Source organism: Acidovorax radicis (genome assembly GCF_020510705.1).
Lineage (GTDB): Bacteria > Pseudomonadota > Gammaproteobacteria > Burkholderiales > Burkholderiaceae_C > Acidovorax > Acidovorax radicis_A.
In genome coordinates, this window is record NZ_CP075184.1 from 4,530,584 (window position 1) to 4,547,424 (window position 16,841).

The following is a 16,841-nucleotide window of genomic DNA, read 5'->3' on the forward strand; positions in this document are numbered from 1 at the left end:
ACCCCGCTCAGGCCCGCCATGCAACCGCTCGAAAACCCTGTTGCGGGACGCTGCAACCACGGCAACAATTTGAAACGAACGACCGTTCTTTTTTAGGAGTTCCGAATGAAATTCTTGCAGCGATGCGCTGTGGTGCTGGGGGCTTTCTGGTGGGCGGCAAGCGCCACAGCGCAGCCCATCACCGTGGCCGACGTGAAGTATGCAGACACCACCACCGTGGCTGGCAGCACCTTGCAGCTCAACGGAGCGGGCGTGCGCTACAAGGCCGTTTTCAAGGTGTACACCGCCGGGCTGTACCTCGAAAAAAAGGCCCAGACGACGCCCGAGGTCGCCGCACTGAAAGGCGCCAAGCGCTTGAGCATCACCATGCTGCGCGAAATCGACTCGACAGAACTGGGCAAGCTGTTTTCGCGTGGGATGGAAGACAACATGGACAAGGCGGCGTTTTCCAAGCTCATACCCGGCGTGCTGCGCATGAGCCAGATCTTCTCGGAGCACAAGAAGCTGCAGGCGGGTGACCAATTCATGATCGACTGGGTCCCAGGCACGGGCACCATCATTACCGTCAAGGGCCAAGCGCAGGGTGAGCCGTTCAAGGAGCCTGAGTTCTTCAACTCCCTCATGGGCATCTGGCTCGGAAACGCCCCCGCCGACTGGAAGCTCAAAGACGCGCTGCTGGGCAAGTCAGCCAGTTGAACCGCCCCGGGGCGGTTCAACTGGCGCGGAGCCAGGGGCAAGCCCCCACGCAACCACCACCTGCTTTGTCCCACGCCCGACAGTGGCCAGCCACGGCGGAACGTACCCAACAACACGTCCTTGAATGTTTGAGCAGCCCCGCCAATCAAGGCATACCCCGGCCCACGTTCGCGGCGCGGCCTGCCTGAGCCTCTTGCCCGCCACCGGCATTTGCGAGCGGGCTGCCTGCAACGCAATGCCCTTTTGTTCTCGACACCTTCTGCGCCCGAATTCACCATGAAACTCAGCAACCTCTCCGTCGGCACGCGCCTGGGCTCGTCCTTTGGCGTCATTCTCGTCATCACCGCATTGATTGCAGCCACGGGCATGTGGCGCATCGCCAGTTTGCAGGACGCCAGCGAGCGTGTCGCCACCCAGGAAATTGAGCAGCAAACGCTGGTGGAAGACTGGGCGTCGGACATCCGCCTGAACTGGGTGCGCACCGAAGCTTTCCTCAAAGCCATTGACCTGGGCTACATGGAAAAACTCACGGCGGACACCCAGGCCACCGCAGCGGGCATGGATGCCAAGGTCAAGCGCATCGACGCCCTGGTGCAAGGCGAACAGGCCCGGGGGCTGCTGACCCAGATTGCCGCAGCGCGCGCCGCCTACAGCAACAAGCTCAACGACATCCGGGAGCTGCACCGCGGCGGCGAACCCAATGTGCCCACCATGGTGGATAAAGACCTGCGCCCACTGGCCGACAACTACCTCCAGTCACTGGATGGTCTGCGCAAAGCCATGTCCACCCAACTGGCCGCAAGCCAGGCCGATACATCCACCCTGGCCCGGGCCAGCCAGGTCTTGCTGGGCGTCGCCACTCTGGTGGCGGTGGCGCTGGGCGCGCTGCTGGCCCTGACTGTGACGCGCTCGATCGTGCGCCCGGTGCAGCGCGGCAAGCTGGCCGCAGAAAGCATTGCCGACGGCGACCTGACCCACCCCATCGAAACCACGGGCAGCGACGAAACCGGGCAACTGCTGCAGGCGCTGGCCACCATGCAATCGCGGCTGTCCACCATCGTGGGCAATGTGCGCCACAACGCAGAAGGCGTGTCCACTGCCAGCGTCGAGATTGCGACAGGCAACAACGACCTGTCCGCCCGCACCGAACAACAGGCCTCGGCGCTGCAGCAAACGGCGGCTTCGATGGAGCAACTGGGCTCGACCGTGCGCCAGAACGCCGACAACGCGCGCCAGGCCAACCAGCTGGCCATGAGCGCGTCCACGGTCGCGCAGCAAGGCGGCGACGTGGTGGCCGAAGTGGTGGACACCATGAAAGGCATCAACGACAGCAGCCGCAAGATCGCCGACATCATCAGCGTGATCGACGGCATCGCCTTCCAGACCAACATCCTCGCCCTCAATGCCGCCGTAGAGGCCGCCCGTGCTGGCGAGCAGGGTCGCGGATTTGCGGTGGTGGCTGGCGAGGTGCGCAGCCTGGCGCAGCGCAGCGCAGAGGCCGCCAAAGAGATCAAGGGTCTGATCGGCACCAGCGTGGAACGTGTGGAAAGGGGCACAGCGCTGGTAGACAAAGCCGGAGCCACAATGACCGAGGTGGTGGGAGCCATCCGCCGTGTGACGGACATCATGGGCGAGATCAGCGCGGCCAGCAGCGAACAAAGCCAGGGCGTCGCCCAGGTGGGCGATGCCATCTCGCAGATGGACCAGACCACCCAGCAAAACGCGGCCCTGGTGGAGCAAAGCGCGGCCGCCGCAGACAGCCTGAAGACACAGGCCGGTCAGTTGGTGGATGCGGTGGCCGTGTTCCGCCTGTCGGAAAGCGCTGTGACGGCGGTGATGGCAACGAACAGCCCAGCGCCCACCACCGCTCGCTCGCACCCCGCCCCCGCTGCGCGCCTGGGCTACCCCCAGGGCTCGCCACGCCAACTGACGGTCTGACGAAAACGCCCTGGCAGTCCCCCAAGCACGAGCGTCAGGAGGAAACCCGGGCCAACTGTACGAACGAGTCGACAAACCCGTCCGCGTCCACCTTGCGTGCAGGCTGTCCATGGTTGTAGCCATAGGTGACCAGCACCACAGGGCAACCCGCCGCACGGGCGGCCTGTGCGTCGTTGCTCGAATCCCCCAGCATGAGCGTTCGCCCAGGGGCGGTGCCCAGCGCCTCGCAGGTCTTGAGGAGGGGCAGCGGGTCTGGCTTTTTGCGCTCAAAGCTATCGCCGCCAAACACCTTCTCAAAGCAGCTTGCCAACCCTTTGGAGGTCAGGAGAGGCACCGCAAAATCCGTGGGCTTGTTGGTCAGGCACGCCAGGCGCAAACCCGCCGCACGCATAGCCCTGAGCCCCTCTGGCACACCGGCATACACCTGCGCATATTGGCCATTGATGTCCAGATAGTGGCGCTGGTAGCTGGCCCACGCAGAGGGGTAAAGTGCTTCTGTTTTTATAGCTGATTCCGCACTATCCACGGGCGAAAGCACGTGTTTTAGCACTGAGCGCAACAAATGCTCCGAGCCTTTACCCACCATGTGCTCAATGTCTTGCACGCCAATGGCGGGCAGCCCCAGTTCACGCAGCATGCGGTTGAGCGCTTCGTTGAAATCGCCCATGGTGTCCACCATGGTGCCATCCAGATCCACGATCACAGCATCCACACGGGACAGCAGGGCAGACAGGGCGGCGACATCGGTCATGGGCAAGGGGGCAGAAAAGACAAGGAGGGCGCCAAGTTTACGAAATGGCCCACCGCCCCTTGCCTGACCTATTGCCATCAGGCCCCGCCCAAGGACCGGCTCAGCGCAGGCTCAAGGTCTGTTGTTTCCACGCGGGGTCTTGCCAGCGCTGGAACAAGGGCAAGGCCGATACATCACCCGTCACCCGCTCTGTGGCGAGGCCGTCCAGCCGCACCACCTCAAAGCTCTTGCGATAGCGGCCCTGGCCCCGCGCTTCGCGGGCCACCAGCATCTGCCGCCCACCGGGCACCCAGCCCGCCCATTCGGCCACGCCGGTTTCGGGGGTGGTGGCGGCAGGCGGCAGCACATCGGCCAGCCAGCCACCTTCCGTTTTGCGCAGCACCCACAGCTCGCGCCAGCCTTCCATAGGCTGCACCGCCAGTGCCACGGCCGTGCCTTCGCGGTTGGTGCTGGCCGATGCAACCCACACCACGCCGTAGGTGCAGCGGCGCAGCAGCGGGGCCTTGGCGCTGTGCTGCGCATCCACCAGCAGCACGCAGGTTTCGCCGGGGGCGCCGGGTTCGGTCAGCAGTGTGGGGCGGGTGCCCACAGCCGCCACGGGGGTCGCAGCAGGCACAAGGGCCCAACGCACGGCACTCACGCGCATGGCGGCGTCGTTGTAAGCGCTCTGGTCTTCGTCAGGCAGCTCGGCCTTGCTCACGCCGCTGAGTTCTGTCAATGCCCGAGCAGCAGCAGCGGCCACTGCCGGGTCGGCCGCGTTCTTGCGCGCCTGCTGAAACGCCGTGGCGCCCCACACGCTGGCGCGGCGGATTTGCACGCGGTTGCGCAGGTAGCCGGGCAGACTGGCCACATCCACGCGCTCCAGCACCTCAGCCTGCCAAGTGACGACCTTGGCACGCTCGTGCGCGGGCAGGTCGGGGTTGATGCATTCGGGGCGGGTCAGCGCCAGGGCGGCGCGGGCGCGCTGCTCGGCATCGGCCACGGGCATGGCCAGCAGGCGGCGAAAGGCCTCGCCCTCGTAGCAGACCTGCATGCGGCCTTCCACCTCGTAGGTGGCAAAGCGCACGCCGTAGCCATTGGCCACATCTAGGTGGGCTGAAAGTGTGGCGCCCGAGGCTTTGCCCGGCACGGCCACCGAGGCGCGGCGCGCCAGGCGGTCGGCAAAGGTGCCCAGGGCATCGAAGGCCTGCGCGCCCTCCACCCCCGCCAGGGCCTTGGCGGGTGCAGCTTGCAGGTAGGCGGCGGTGAGGCCAATGCCCAGCGCTTCGGCGCCCGGGGTGTCCTGCACAAATCGCATCACGGCCAGCAGCGCGGGGCCTTCGGCCTCAGTCAGGGCCACGCGGCGCACATCACTGGCGCGGATGAAACCACCGCGCTCACGTTTGTGGTCCCACACCTGCAAATAGTCGAGGCGTTCGCCACGCACTTCGAGCACTTCGCCCTGCCACAGGCTGGCCTGCTGCTGGGCACCGTCACGGGGTGCAGCGCGCAGGCTGGCCTGGTCTTGCACCACGATGGCGCTACCCTGGGCGCCCCCAGACGAAGGCAGGGGCGCGGCTTCGGTCGCCACGGTCACGGCGGCACTGGCCACGGCCGCGAGCAAAGTTGCAAGGGTGGCGTTCATGTTCATTGCTCCACGGCGTGGGTGGTGGTGGCGTCGTCGGCCGCGGCAGCAGCCTGCGCCGCGCCGGCCTGGGCAGTGCGGTTGCCGCCGAGCAGCGCCGCACCGATGAAGTCACCGTTGGTGGGCGGGGGCGCGATGATGACCTGGATCTTGTCCGAGAGCTTGTCGGCCAGCGTCTTCTGGATGAGCAGCGGGTGCTTGGTCACCAGCGCGCCTTCGCGTGCCATTTGCTCTGCGTTCACCTTGCCAATGCGGTCCATGCGGTAGGCCTCGGCTTCGGCCAGCTTCTGGCGGGCGTCGGCCTCGCCGTTGGCTTCGATACGGCGGGCCTGGGCGTTGCCCTCGGCGGCTTTGACGCGGGCCACGCGCTCGGCTTCGGCCTCCAACTGGCGCTGCTCGATCTGGCGCTGCTTGAAGGGCAGCACATGCTTCATGGCCTCTTCCTGCGCCTTGGCGGCAATGATTTGTTCACGGGCTGCGGCTTCGGCGGCCACTTCGCGGCGTACCTTGTCTGCGCTGGCGTCGAGCTCGGTTTCCTTCACACGCTTGTCCTTCAGCTCCAGCGTGTAGCGCATTTTTTCGGACGCCAGTTCTTCGGCTAGCAGGCTGTCCATGCCCCGGCGGTATTCAGCGGGCAGGTCCACTTTGCCGATCTGCAGGCTGCGCAACGTCACGCCATCGGCGGCCAAGCGGGCGCGCAATTCGGTCTCGATGATCTGCGCAATCTCGGCGCGCTTGGACGAGAAGATTTCACGCACCGTATAGCGGGCAAACACCTTGTAGACCAGGCCTTGCACGGCGGGCTCGACGATGTCTGCACCCACGTTGTCGGGCAGATTGCCAGCCTTCACAGCGGGCGATGCGGGGTCCAGCGCGTAGCGCACGCTCAGGTCCAGCCCCAGCGAAAGGCCTTCCACCGACTGCAGCGGCGCGCTGCCCGTGGCCTGGCGCATGGCTTCGGGGCGGTAGCTCTGGTCGCGCAGCGAGAACACCCGCACCGTGTGCAGGCCGGGCACCACCCACACGCTGCCATCGCGCCACAGGCTCACGGCGCCGGTGAACTGGTTCAGGCGCACGCCCAGGTCGCCTTGCGCCAGATGTTGCACCGGAGGGTTGCGGTACACCATCAGGCCCGCAGCGGTTACCACGGCGCCAGCAGCCAGCCAGCGCACGGTGCGAGCGGTGGGCAGCAGGTAGGCCCAGTTCAGGCGGAAGGCATCGGCATCAACGGGGCCTTGCGCTTCGGCGGCCAGCACGGGTTCCGTGCCTGCTTCAGGCAACGGGGTAGAGCGACGATCCTTCAGGGTCTGCACGATGCGGTTCCAGGTGGCTTTCATGGCGTTTCTCTCTCGGGTGGGTTCGGTGTTGTTGTCGGTGTCTGAGCCGCCGCCGTGGCCGACTCATTGAAGACCGATTGTTCGGATCCACCCCGGAAGCAACAATGCAGCGCAGCCCCCAATGCGCTCACACCGCCCGCACGAACCTTCCGGCCCCGGAAGAAAAACTCACACCGCCCAGGGTGGGGCACCGGGATAATCCGCCCACCCCTCTACTGCCCCGCCCTGCCCATGACCCGCATTGCCGTGATCGAAGACGACCTGCCCACCAGCAACCAATTGGCGGGGTGGATACGCAGTGCGAAGAGCGGCATCGTCATCGACCAGTGGTTCACCCGCGACGAGGCCGAGGCCGCACTGGCCCGCGAGCACTACGACGCCGTGGTGCTCGACATCGAGCTGGGCCGCGAGCGCCACGCGGGCGTGGCCCTCATCAACGCCATCAACAAGCTGCGCCAGGGCACGCCCGTGCTGGTGGTGTCGGCCATGCCTGCGGCCATCTACCGCAGCATCATGAAGGCGCTCGATGCGTGGGACTATCTGCAGAAAACCACGTTTGAAGAGGCCGATTTCATCGAGACCTTTCTCGACATCCTGCGCACCACGCAGGCACAGGCCCCGGCCAGCGCAGCCCCCGCCCCCGTGGGCGATGCGCTGGTGCTGGACCCGCTGTGGCAGCGCACCCCCACCTGGCGCGGCGAGCGCATCAACCTGCCGCTCACGGCCCAGCGCATCCTGGCCACGCTGCACCAGCGCAGCGGCGAAGTGGTGTCGTATGACGAACTGTTCGAGGTGGTGAAAAGCGGCCGCAACCGCGACAACGTGCGCAAGCATGTGAGCACCATCCGCGAGGCGCTGCGTGAAGTCGATCCTGGATTTGAGGGAATAGAAAACGTGCCCATGCGAGGCTTCCGCTGGGTCGGCAAATGAAGCGCCTGTTACGCCCAGCACTCGACATACCCCGCCTGGGCTTGCCCGCGTTCCGCCTGCGCATTCTGGTGCGCAGTGTTTTCGTACTGCTGGCCCTGGCCACGGTGGCACTGAGCGTGGTGGTGCTCAAGGACGAGAAAGAGCGCGCCTGGCAAGCCTACCAGCATGGGTTTGTGCGCAGCCAGGCGGAAGTCATGGCACGGTTGCGCCACCCCTCGGGCCAGTTGGCGCTGCTCAATGCCGGCCACCTGGGCCAGGGCGTGACGCCGCTGGCACCGCTGCTGCTGCCCTACGCGGCCATCGACTTTGACGACCCCCAAAAATCGCAGCAGGCCGTGGAGATGGCGGGCTGCTCGGTGCAGTACCCCGATGGTGCCTCGGTGTGCGCCGCGATTGGCAACAACCCCTATGCGGGCGGCTTCATCTATCTGGTGGGCAGTTTTTACGCAGGCGAGCTGATACCCCGCGAGCGCGGCGCCTTGGTGCCCGCCGAAGCACACCGTGCGCGCATCAGCCTGGACATGCGTGGCGCCACCTACCGCTGGATTGCGCCGTACGAGGCCATGCCGCCGCAAGGCAGCGCGGCCGTGCGCGGGCGGCTCACAGGGTTTGTGGACAACGGCACACCGCAGCTCGACGCCCGCGCGCGGCCGGTGCGCGACTTTCGCGGCTGGCTGTGGCAAAACGGCCAGTGCCGTGACCTACCACCCCCATCGGCCAGCGCACCAGCTGGCGAGGGCACCACCCCTGACTGCCTGCGCCGCACCCACTATTCCATCCGCCTGCCCGTCGAGCTGTTCCGCGAAGCCCTGTTCCGCAAAGACGAGCGCCTGGTCTGGCCGCCGGAGGACTTGGGACAGATGCGCGTGCGGGTGGAAATGCTGGCACCCGGCGAAGACACCAAGCCCCTGTTCGACAGTAACGCCCCCGGTGCGCAGCTGGCCGCATCGTTGAACGACCTCTCGCGCAGCCTGCTGCCGGGCGAACGTGTGCAGATCCGCAAGCTGGGCAGCGACGAGGCCAGCGCCATCACCCTCAAGGGGCTGGACGTGCAGGCCGAGCCATCAGCCCCCTGGCTGCTGCGCCTGATCCGCTGGCTGCCGCTGGAGGCTGCGGGTGTAGGCCCGGCAGCGGCCACGCCCGCCGCGCCCACGGCCCTGGACATTCTGGACACGCCCACCGGCAACTATGTGGTCAACTTCACCGGCCACCTGCGCGGCGTGGAGCAAAGCCTGGCCGCCGTGGCCACGCGCCTGTCGTGGTACCTGGGCGCGATGCTGGCCGCCATCGCACTGGCCTGGCTGGTGGTGGAGGTAGGCCTGATCCGCCGCGTGACGGCCCTCACCCGCCGCGCCGCCGCCGTGTCGTACAACGTGCAGCCCGGCCACACCGGGCCCCGGCTGGGCGACCTGGACGTGTCGGACCTGCGCGGCTCGGACGAGCTGGGTATTCTGGCCGGGGGCCTGGCCGACCTGCTGCAGCGCGTGAAGGACGACCTGCAGCGCGAGCAACTGCGCGCCCAGCAGGAGCGCGACATGTGGCACGCCGTGGGGCACGAGATCATGTCGCCCCTGCAATCGCTGATGGCGCTGAACGGCCCGGAAGACCCCGGCCACCGCTATGTGCAGCGCATGCAACAGGCCATCCATGTGCTGTACGGCACGGCATCACCCGCCGAGGCGCTGCAGGCCGCCGATGTGCCCGAGGGTCGCCTGGACCTGGATGCCTTCTTGCGCAACGTGGCGGACAACGCGCACTTTGCGGGCATTCTGGATGTGGTGTACGACCTGGGCCCAGGCCACCCTGGCCCGGTCATCGTGCGGGCCGACGAGTTTGCACTCGAAGACGTGGTGACCCACATCCTGCGCAATGCCGACCGCTACCGCCCCACCGGCAGCGCCATCACGCTCACGCTAATGGCATCGGAATCCACGGCCAGCGCCACGTTGCACAACCAGGGCTCCACCATTGCCGACGACCTGCTGGAGCGGATTTTTGAGCTGGGCGTTTCCGACCCCGCCAGCCCTACCCCACTCGGCGAGGGTGAGCACCGGGGCCAGGGGCTGTTTGTGGCCAAAACCTACATGGCCAAGATGGGCGGCACCATCAATGCGCGCAATACGTCCGATGGCGTGGCCTTCGTCCTGACCTTTCAGCGGCTGGGCTGACCCAGCCCAAGACGCGCAACCCGAGCACGGGCAAGGGCGGCACTGTCCGACAGGGGCACATCGTCACGGGGCCTACCCTGCTGGCATAGGTTCAGACCTTCGTCTGCCATTGCCTCAGGAGCCCTTTCATGAAACGCCTTTCCTTTACCACGCCCGTCTTCACCGCTGCCTTGCTGCTGGCCTGCGCGGGTGCCTCCGCACAAACGCCGCCACAGGACGCACGGGCACGCTATGAGCAGGAGCGGGAAAAGTGCATGACCAACAACACCCAGGGCAGCCTGTCCACCTGCCTGCGCGAAGCCAACAACGCACTGGATGCTTCGCGCAAGGGTGATCTGAGCAACCCAGGTGCCGCCGCCACCGACAACGCCACCCAGCGTTGCGCAGCGTTCCAGACGGCAGCCGACCAGGCGGATTGTTTGCGCCGCGTGCAAAGCAGCCCGGCGAGTGGCTCGGTCTCCGGCGGCGGCGTGCTGCGCGAATCGACCACGACCACCATCACCGTGCCTGCGCAGCAGTAATCTGAACTCCGATCAGCCCAGGGCCACGCGCATCGCGTCGATCACACCCCGGTAGTCCGGTTTGCCAAAGATGGCACTGCCCGCCACAAAGGTGTCAGCGCCTGCATCGGCCACGCGGCGGATGTTGTCGGTCTTGATGCCGCCATCGACTTCCAGGCGGATGTCCTTGCCCGATGCGTCGATGCGCTTGCGCACGGCCTCGACCTTGCGCAGGGCCGAGTCAATGAAGCTCTGGCCGCCAAAGCCGGGGTTCACGCTCATGATGAGGATGAGGTCGATGTCGTCGATCACCCAGTCCAGCACATCGAGCGGCTCGGCCGGATTGAACACCAGGCCGGGCTTGACGCCCTTGGACCGGATGGCCTGGATGCTGCGGTGCACATGGCCCGAGGCGTCGGGGTGAAAGCTGATGTAGTCCGCACCCGCGTCGGCAAAGGCAGCGGCCAGGGCGTCCACAGGCTGGATCATCAAATGCACGTCGATCGGCACAGCCACGCCCGCAGGCGTCTTGGCATGGGGCTTCAAGGCCTGGCACACCATGGGGCCGAAAGTGAGGTTGGGCACGTAATGGTTGTCCATCACGTCAAAGTGGATCCAGTCTGCGCCAGCGGCAATGACATTTCGCACTTCTTCGCCCAGGCGGGAAAAGTCGGCGGAGAGGATGGAGGGGGCGATTTGGAATGTGCGGCTCATCCCCCGATTGTCGCAAAGCGCAGGACCACTGGGGTTTTTGACGCCTGGAAGTTGCACGCGCACAGGGCGGCACGGTTACCATGCGGCCCATGCCAAAGTACCAGTTTGACGTGGAAGTGCTGCCCGAATACCTGCCCGAGCAGTCTGCGCCGGACACGGGAGTGTTCAGCTTCGCCTACACCATCACCATCACCAACGCGGGTGACACACCCGCCCAGTTGATCTCCCGCCACTGGATCATCAGTGACGCGCGCGGCCACACCGAAGAGGTCAAAGGCCTGGGCGTGGTGGGGCAACAACCCCTGCTCAAGCCCGGCGAATCGTTCCAGTACACCAGCGGCTGCCGGCTGCGCACCTCCAGCGGCACCATGCACGGCACCTTCCATTGCGTGGCCGAAGATGGCGAGCCTTTCAACACGCCAGTTCCGCTGTTTGTGCTGGAGGCACTGAGCCATGGCCCGTCTGGCGAGCCGCTGAGTGGACGGGTGCTGCATTGAGCCCCACGCCCAAGGACCTGGTCAATCTCCTCGCTGCGCTAGAGCCGTCGGCCGACCTGGCCCACCGCCATCTATGGCTCATCAGCCTCTTGGACTGGGTGCGCGGCAAGCGCGACTCGGTGCCGGGGTCTGTCGCACGGGTGCAGCTTTTTCTCGATGCAGTGGCGGCCCGGCCGGATATCCCGTTGCGGCTGAAGGCGTGGTGGTCCACCTTGGTGGACCAGGTGGATGTCACCACCCTGTTGGCCGATTTTGGGTTTGCACCCCGCACCGCTCTGGTCAGTGAGATCGCGGAGCGCCTGCGCACCAAGCTTCTGCCCGGCAGTCCCGAGACCATCGACGCGTCAGAGCTTTTCATGCTGGCGCTGCCCAGCGCCTTTGATGCCCAATGGCTGGCAGCGCTTGAAGAAACACAGCTCGACCGCTTGGTCGAGCTGCTGGCTCCCCCTGACGCTGCTGCAGGCCCGGGAGGTGCAACACGCTGGCACCGGGCCTTGCTCGATGCCATCACGTACTGCGCGGGGCAGATTCTTTCGACCGGTTTTGCCCCCGAGCTGCGGCTGCGCATGAATGAGTCGGCCCGCGAGGCGCAGCCCTTTCATGCGCTGATTCGTGACGTGGAGAGCCTGCGCGTCGAAGTACTGCATGCGCTGCGCACCCCTGACCGGATCAACGAGTCCGCCCAGCGGCTGCGCGAACGCCTGGAGGCTTGCCGCGCAGCAGCCGCCACCGTGTATACCCATTTTGAAGCGAACGGCATTTCGGTGGGGCTGGTGTTTCGCTTGCGGCAACTGCGCGAGCGCATCCTGCGTGTGCGGGAGTTGCTGGACTGCCTGCTGTCGCCCAAACCGGCGGTCACCGCAGCACGCTTGATGGCACACCTGGTCATGGTGGGGCAAGAGCGGCGCAGCCTGCGCGCTCTGCTGGCGTCCAACTCCTCGTTGCTGGCCGCCAAGGTGGCCGAGCGCAGCGCCGAGACCGGTGAACACTACATCACCCGCACAGGCGCTGAATACCGATCCATGCTCAGAAAATCGGCCGGTGGTGGCGCGCTGATGGCCTTCACCACGCTGGCCAAGTTCGGGCTCTACGCGCTGGCGCTCTCCGCGTTCTGGGGCGGATTCATGGCGGGTATCAACTACGCCGTGAGCTTTGTGTTGATCCAGCTGCTGCACTTCACGGTGGCCACCAAACAACCCGCCATGACGGCCCCTGCCATGGCGGCCAAGCTCAAGGAACTGGGCACCGGCGATGCCATCGAATCGTTTGTGGATGAAATTACGCATCTGGTGCGCTCACAGGTTGCTGCCGTGCTGGGCAATGTGCTGGTGGTGTTTCCTGCCGTGCTGGCGCTGGCCGCGCTGATTGCACTGGCCACGGGCCACCCGGCCATCAGCGAGAAACAGACCGAGCATGTGTTCGAGTCCCTGCATCTGCTCGGGCCCTCGCTGTTCTTTGCCGCCTTCACGGGTGTGCTGCTGTTTGCCTCCAGCATCATCGCTGGGTGGACAGAGAACTGGTTCGTACTCAACCGGCTGGACTCGGCCATGCACTACAACCCACGCATCACGCGGCTGCTTGGTGCCCGGCGTGCGGCGCGGTGGGCGCGATTCCTGCGCGAAAACCTCTCGGGCTTTGCGGCCAACATCTCCCTGGGTTTCATGCTGGGCCTGGTGCCCGCATTTGCCGCATTTTTCGGGCTGGGGCTGGATGTGCGCCATGTCACGCTGTCCACGGGACAGATGGGCGCTGCCAGTGCCACGCTGGGCCTGCAGGTGCTGCATTTGCCTGCGTTCTGGTGGGCCGTGGCCTCGCTGCCGTTTCTCGGCGCACTGAATGTGTCGGTGAGTTTTTACCTGGCCTTCAGCCTGGCGCTGCGTGCGCAGAACGTAAGCGGCGTGGACCGCTCGCGCATCTACGCCGCCATTCGCGCCCGCCTGCGCAGCGCGCCCCTGAGCTTTTTCGTGCCGGCGCGACAGGTCAGCGTTGGTGTATCGTCGCAAGCTTGAGGGCGGACAACCGCCGCATCTGTCCTACATGGCTGGAATGTTTCCGCCTGTAAATTCGGGGCACCAACGCCCAAGCGCACCCCCTTCCGCCTGAGAAGGGCCTGTGCACCGGCCCTTTCACACCGACGGGCTCCGCCCGTCTGACGCAGAGGTTCCATGACATGAATGAAATCCTGAGCTTCTGGGCGCAGTGGCTGCGCCCCTCGGCCGGGTTGCCCACGGTGCAATGGTCGCTGCTGCTGGCCGTGGCCGCCATGGCGGGCTATCTCACACAGCGCCATACCGGCCTGCCCAAGGTGCTCGGCTATTCGCTGGTGGGCACCGCCGCCGGGCTGGCCGGGTTCAGCGGGGCAGTGTGGCCGTTGCAGGGCATCGGCCTGTTCCTGCTGGAGCTGGGCATCGCCATCGTGCTGTTTGAATGCGGCGGCCGCATTCCGCTGCGCTGGTTCCGCCACAACCCCATGGTGCTGGTGCAGAGCATTGCCGAATCGGTGTTGACCTACTTTGCCGTGTACTGGGTGCTGGTGTGGCTGAACCTGCCCACCCAGGTGGCTGGTCCGCTCGCCCTGGTGGCGCTGGCCGCCTCGCCTGCCGTGCTCACCCGTGTGGTGGCCGACACCCGCGCGGCAGGCCCGGTCACAGAGCGCGCCATCGTGCTCACCACCTTGTCCACGCTGTATGCACTGACGCTGGGCAGCGCCAAGGCCGAGCTGATCAACCGCCAGAGCCTCACGCTGATGGAGACCGTGTACCCCGTGGTGGTGGTGCTGGGTGTCTCCATCATCGTAGCCGCCGTGCTGGCCCTGGTGCTGCGCATGGCCCTGCGCTTCATGAGCCCCACGAGCGAGAACACGTCCATGCTGTTTCTGGCGCTGGTGGCAGCGGGCACAGCGGTGGCGGCGCACATGGGGGGCTCAGCTCCCCTGGCCGCGCTTTTGGGCGGCATGCTTCTCAAGCAGCTCAACCCGCGCCCCTGGGCCTGGCCCCGCCAGCTGGGCAATGCATCGTCGCTGCTCACCATGCTGATGTTTGTGCTGGTCTCGACCGTGGCTGCGCAGGCCGACTGGAGCGCCCCCGTGGCTGGCGTGGTGCTGGCCCTGATTGCCGTGCGCCTGGTAGCCAAGGCCACGGGCGTCGCTTTGGGCAACGTGGGCAGCGGGGCAAGCTGGAAGCAAGCCCTGTGGGTGGGTTGCGCGATGACGCCGATGTCCTCCATCGCGCTCTTGATCGCCTCGCAGTTCGTGCTGGCCTCGCCCTCCACCGGCCATGTGATTGCCGGTGTGGCGCTGCCGGCCATTTTGCTGATGGAAGTCCTGGGCGCCGTGATTGCCACCGTGGCCATCTACCGTGCGGGCGAAAGCTCAAAACCCTGGGCGCCACTGACCCGTGGCCACAACGGAGAGAACAGCCGTGAGTCTTGAAGCCTTCAACCATTCCGAACCCCTGACGCTGGGCGTTGAGCTGGAGCTGCAGCTCGTCAACACCAACGACTACGACTTGGCGCCCTACGCCGACGACATGCTGCGCCTCATGGCCAAGACTCCGCTGCCCGGCAGCGTGGTGCCCGAGATGACGAACAGCATGATCGAGATCTCCACCGATATCTGCCATTCGGCCAGCGAGGTGCTGGGGCAACTCACGCCCATCCGCGATGCATTGGTCAAAAGCGCTGACAAGCTCAACATCGCCGTGGTAGGCGGGGGCACACACCCGTTCCAGCAGTGGCACGAGCGGCGCATCTACGACAAGCCCCGCTTTCAGGAGCTGTCGCAGCTGTACGGCTACCTCTCCAAGCAGTTCACCATCTTTGGCCAGCACGTGCACATTGGCTGCCCCGATGCCGACGCAGCCTTGCTCATGCTGCACCGCATGTCGCGCTACATTCCGCACTTCATCGCACTGTCGGCCTCCAGCCCTTACGTGCAGGGACAAGACACGGCGTTTGACTCGGCCCGGCTCAATTCAGTGTTTGCCTTTCCGCTGTCGGGCCGCGCGCCTTGTGTGTTGACCTGGACAGAGTTCGAGCAGTACTTCAACAAGATGACGCGCACCGGTGTGGTCAAGAGCATGAAGGACTTCTATTGGGACATTCGCCCCAAGCCCGAGTTCGGCACCATCGAGATCCGTGTGTTCGACACGCCGCTCACCATTGAGCGTGCGGCCGCCCTGGCCGGTTTTGTGCAGTCGCTCGGGGCATGGTTCCTGGCGGACCAGCCCTTCATTCCCGAAGAGGATGACTACCTTGTGTACACCTACAACCGCTTTCAGGCCTGCCGCTTTGGCATGGACGCGGTGTATGTGGACCCCGCCACCGGTGACCACATGCCCCTGCGCGAGCACATCCTGCACACCATGGACAAGATTGCGGGCCACGCGGCGCTGCAGGGTGCATCCAGCGCCATGCACATGCTGCGCACCGAGGTCGAGGCCGGGCAAAACGATGCGCGTTGGCTGCGTGAACGCCAGCGAGAGGAACAACTGCTTGCAGAAGTCAGCCGCCAGGCGGCACAGCGCTTTCGCGGCGGGCGCTGACACTATCGTCCGGCTGCTCGGCTACCCGGCGGACTGGCTGGCGTGAAAAGGGCCCATGGTTTGGCTCCGCGCCCGGTGTCTGCATCGCACAATCCCCCCATGGGTGAATTCGATCTGATCGCGCGTTATTTCACGCGCCCCGTGCAGCGTGCCGTGCTGGGCGTGGGCGATGACTGCGCTTTGCTGGCGCCCGCACCGGGCATGCAACTGGCCATCTCCAGCGACATGCTGGTGGAGGGCCGCCACTTCTTTGCGGATGTAGACCCCGAGGCCCTGGGCCACAAGGCGCTGGCCGTGAACCTGTCAGACCTGGCCGCCTGTGGCGCCCGCCCGCTGGCGTTCACGCTCGCGCTGGCCTTGCCGCGTGTGGATGAGGCATGGCTGGCGGGGTTTTCACGCGGCCTGCTGGCGCTGGCCGATGTGCACGGCTGCGAGCTGGTGGGCGGCGACACCACGCAAGGCCCGCTCAATATCTGCATCACCGTGTTTGGCGAAGTGCCCGCCGGCCAGGCCTTGCTGCGCAGCGGCGCCCGCCCCGGTGACGACATCTATGTGAGCGGCACGCTGGGTGACGCGCGCCTGGCGCTTGAGGCGCTGCTGGGCCACCTCACCCTGCCGGCCGATCTGCTCGCGCGCACCCGGCTGCGGCTGGAACGGCCCACCCCCCGCGTCGCCCTGGGCCAGGCGCTGCGCGGTGTGGCCAGCAGCGCCATGGATGTGAGCGATGGGCTGCTGGGGGATTTGTCGCACATCCTCAAAGCGTCAGGCGGCGGGGCGCGCATCGACACCCATATCACTTCTAATTTGATAGCTGCTTGCGCTTATGTATCAAGCGCCACAAGCCCATTTGGCTCAAAAATCATTCACCAAGCCACCTTGGCCGGTGGTGACGACTATGAGCTGGTATTCACCGCGCCACCCGACCGCCGCGACGCCGTGGCCGCCGCATCGCTGGCCGGCAACACCCCCGTGACCCGCATTGGCACGGTATTGGCACAGCCTGGGCTGCAGCTGGTGGATGCCCAAGGCCATCTGCTGACGAACAGCTACGCCTCGTTCGACCATTTCCAGTGATGCGCGGTCACCACCGCCGTGAGGGCTGCGGCCCTGTCAATAGCCCCCCCCCAAAAGGGCACCCACCGGAT

General features: G+C 65.9%; 14 protein-coding genes. 10 read left to right on the top strand and 4 right to left on the bottom strand.

What is annotated here, in order from left to right; genetic code table 11:
• Positions 1-105: 105 nt before the first annotated feature.
• Complete coding sequence (locus tag KI609_RS20785) at positions 106-696, top strand: chalcone isomerase family protein (RefSeq protein ID WP_226445426.1); 591 nt, start codon at positions 106-108, stop codon at positions 694-696.
• Positions 697-972: 276 nt separating this feature from the next.
• Positions 973-2,634, top strand: coding sequence for a methyl-accepting chemotaxis protein (locus tag KI609_RS20790; RefSeq protein WP_226445427.1), 1,662 nt, complete (start codon positions 973-975; stop codon positions 2,632-2,634).
• A gap of 34 nt (positions 2,635-2,668) precedes the next feature.
• Here the strand turns inward: KI609_RS20790 and gph are convergent, their stop codons facing one another.
• The 3 genes from gph to KI609_RS20805 form a co-directional block, all read right to left on the bottom strand.
• Positions 2,669-3,385 carry a phosphoglycolate phosphatase gene (gene gph / locus KI609_RS20795; RefSeq protein WP_226445428.1) on the bottom strand — a complete coding sequence of 239 codons (717 nt, stop codon included), beginning with the start codon at positions 3,383-3,385 and terminating at the stop codon, positions 2,669-2,671.
• 100 nt (positions 3,386-3,485) lie between these two features.
• Entirely contained in the window at positions 3,486-5,009 is a 1,524-nt protein-coding gene (locus KI609_RS20800; RefSeq protein WP_226445429.1) for a hypothetical protein, read from the bottom strand.
• A 2-nt stretch (positions 5,010-5,011) separates the two neighbouring features.
• Positions 5,012-6,346 (bottom strand): SPFH domain-containing protein, encoded by a 1,335-nt coding sequence (locus KI609_RS20805; RefSeq protein ID WP_226445430.1) that lies wholly within the window; start codon positions 6,344-6,346, stop codon positions 5,012-5,014.
• 231 nt (positions 6,347-6,577) lie between these two features.
• Here KI609_RS20805 and KI609_RS20810 point away from each other — a divergent pair, with 231 nt between their 5' ends.
• The 3 genes from KI609_RS20810 (at position 6,578) to KI609_RS20820 (ending at position 9,965) form a co-directional block, all read left to right on the top strand.
• The gene (locus tag KI609_RS20810) at positions 6,578-7,276 is read left to right on the top strand and encodes a response regulator transcription factor (RefSeq protein ID WP_209820489.1); all 699 of its coding nucleotides are present in this window, start codon (positions 6,578-6,580) and stop codon (positions 7,274-7,276) included.
• Complete coding sequence (locus tag KI609_RS20815) at positions 7,273-9,444, top strand: sensor histidine kinase (protein WP_226445431.1); 2,172 nt, start codon at positions 7,273-7,275, stop codon at positions 9,442-9,444. Before KI609_RS20810 ends, KI609_RS20815 begins: the two co-directional genes overlap by 4 nt.
• Before the next feature lie 128 nt (positions 9,445-9,572).
• Positions 9,573-9,965: a hypothetical protein gene (locus KI609_RS20820; protein WP_226445432.1), complete on the top strand. Its 393-nt coding sequence runs from the start codon at positions 9,573-9,575 to the stop codon at positions 9,963-9,965.
• A gap of 12 nt (positions 9,966-9,977) precedes the next feature.
• Here KI609_RS20820 and rpe read toward each other — a convergent pair whose 3' ends face one another.
• Positions 9,978-10,658: a ribulose-phosphate 3-epimerase gene (gene rpe, locus KI609_RS20825; RefSeq protein ID WP_226445433.1), complete on the bottom strand. Its 681-nt coding sequence runs from the start codon at positions 10,656-10,658 to the stop codon at positions 9,978-9,980.
• 89 nt (positions 10,659-10,747) lie between these two features.
• Here rpe and apaG point away from each other — a divergent pair, with 89 nt between their 5' ends.
• The 5 genes from apaG to thiL all read left to right on the top strand — a co-directional run bounded on the left by apaG (position 10,748) and on the right by thiL (position 16,770).
• Positions 10,748-11,155, top strand: a complete 408-nt coding sequence (apaG, locus tag KI609_RS20830) for a Co2+/Mg2+ efflux protein ApaG (protein WP_226445434.1) — start codon at positions 10,748-10,750, stop codon at positions 11,153-11,155.
• On the top strand, positions 11,152-13,164 hold the full coding sequence (locus KI609_RS20835) for a site-specific recombinase (protein ID WP_226445435.1): 2,013 nt from the start codon (positions 11,152-11,154) through the stop codon (positions 13,162-13,164). Before apaG ends, KI609_RS20835 begins: the two co-directional genes overlap by 4 nt.
• Before the next feature lie 161 nt (positions 13,165-13,325).
• Positions 13,326-14,585, top strand: a complete 1,260-nt coding sequence (locus tag KI609_RS20840; RefSeq protein ID WP_226445436.1) for a cation:proton antiporter — start codon at positions 13,326-13,328, stop codon at positions 14,583-14,585.
• Positions 14,575-15,696, top strand: coding sequence for a YbdK family carboxylate-amine ligase (locus tag KI609_RS20845; protein ID WP_226445437.1), 1,122 nt, complete (start codon positions 14,575-14,577; stop codon positions 15,694-15,696). The genes KI609_RS20840 and KI609_RS20845 overlap by 11 nt, the downstream gene beginning before the upstream one ends.
• A gap of 99 nt (positions 15,697-15,795) precedes the next feature.
• Complete coding sequence (gene thiL, locus KI609_RS20850) at positions 15,796-16,770, top strand: thiamine-phosphate kinase (protein WP_226445438.1); 975 nt, start codon at positions 15,796-15,798, stop codon at positions 16,768-16,770.
• Positions 16,771-16,841: the final 71 nt, after the last annotated feature.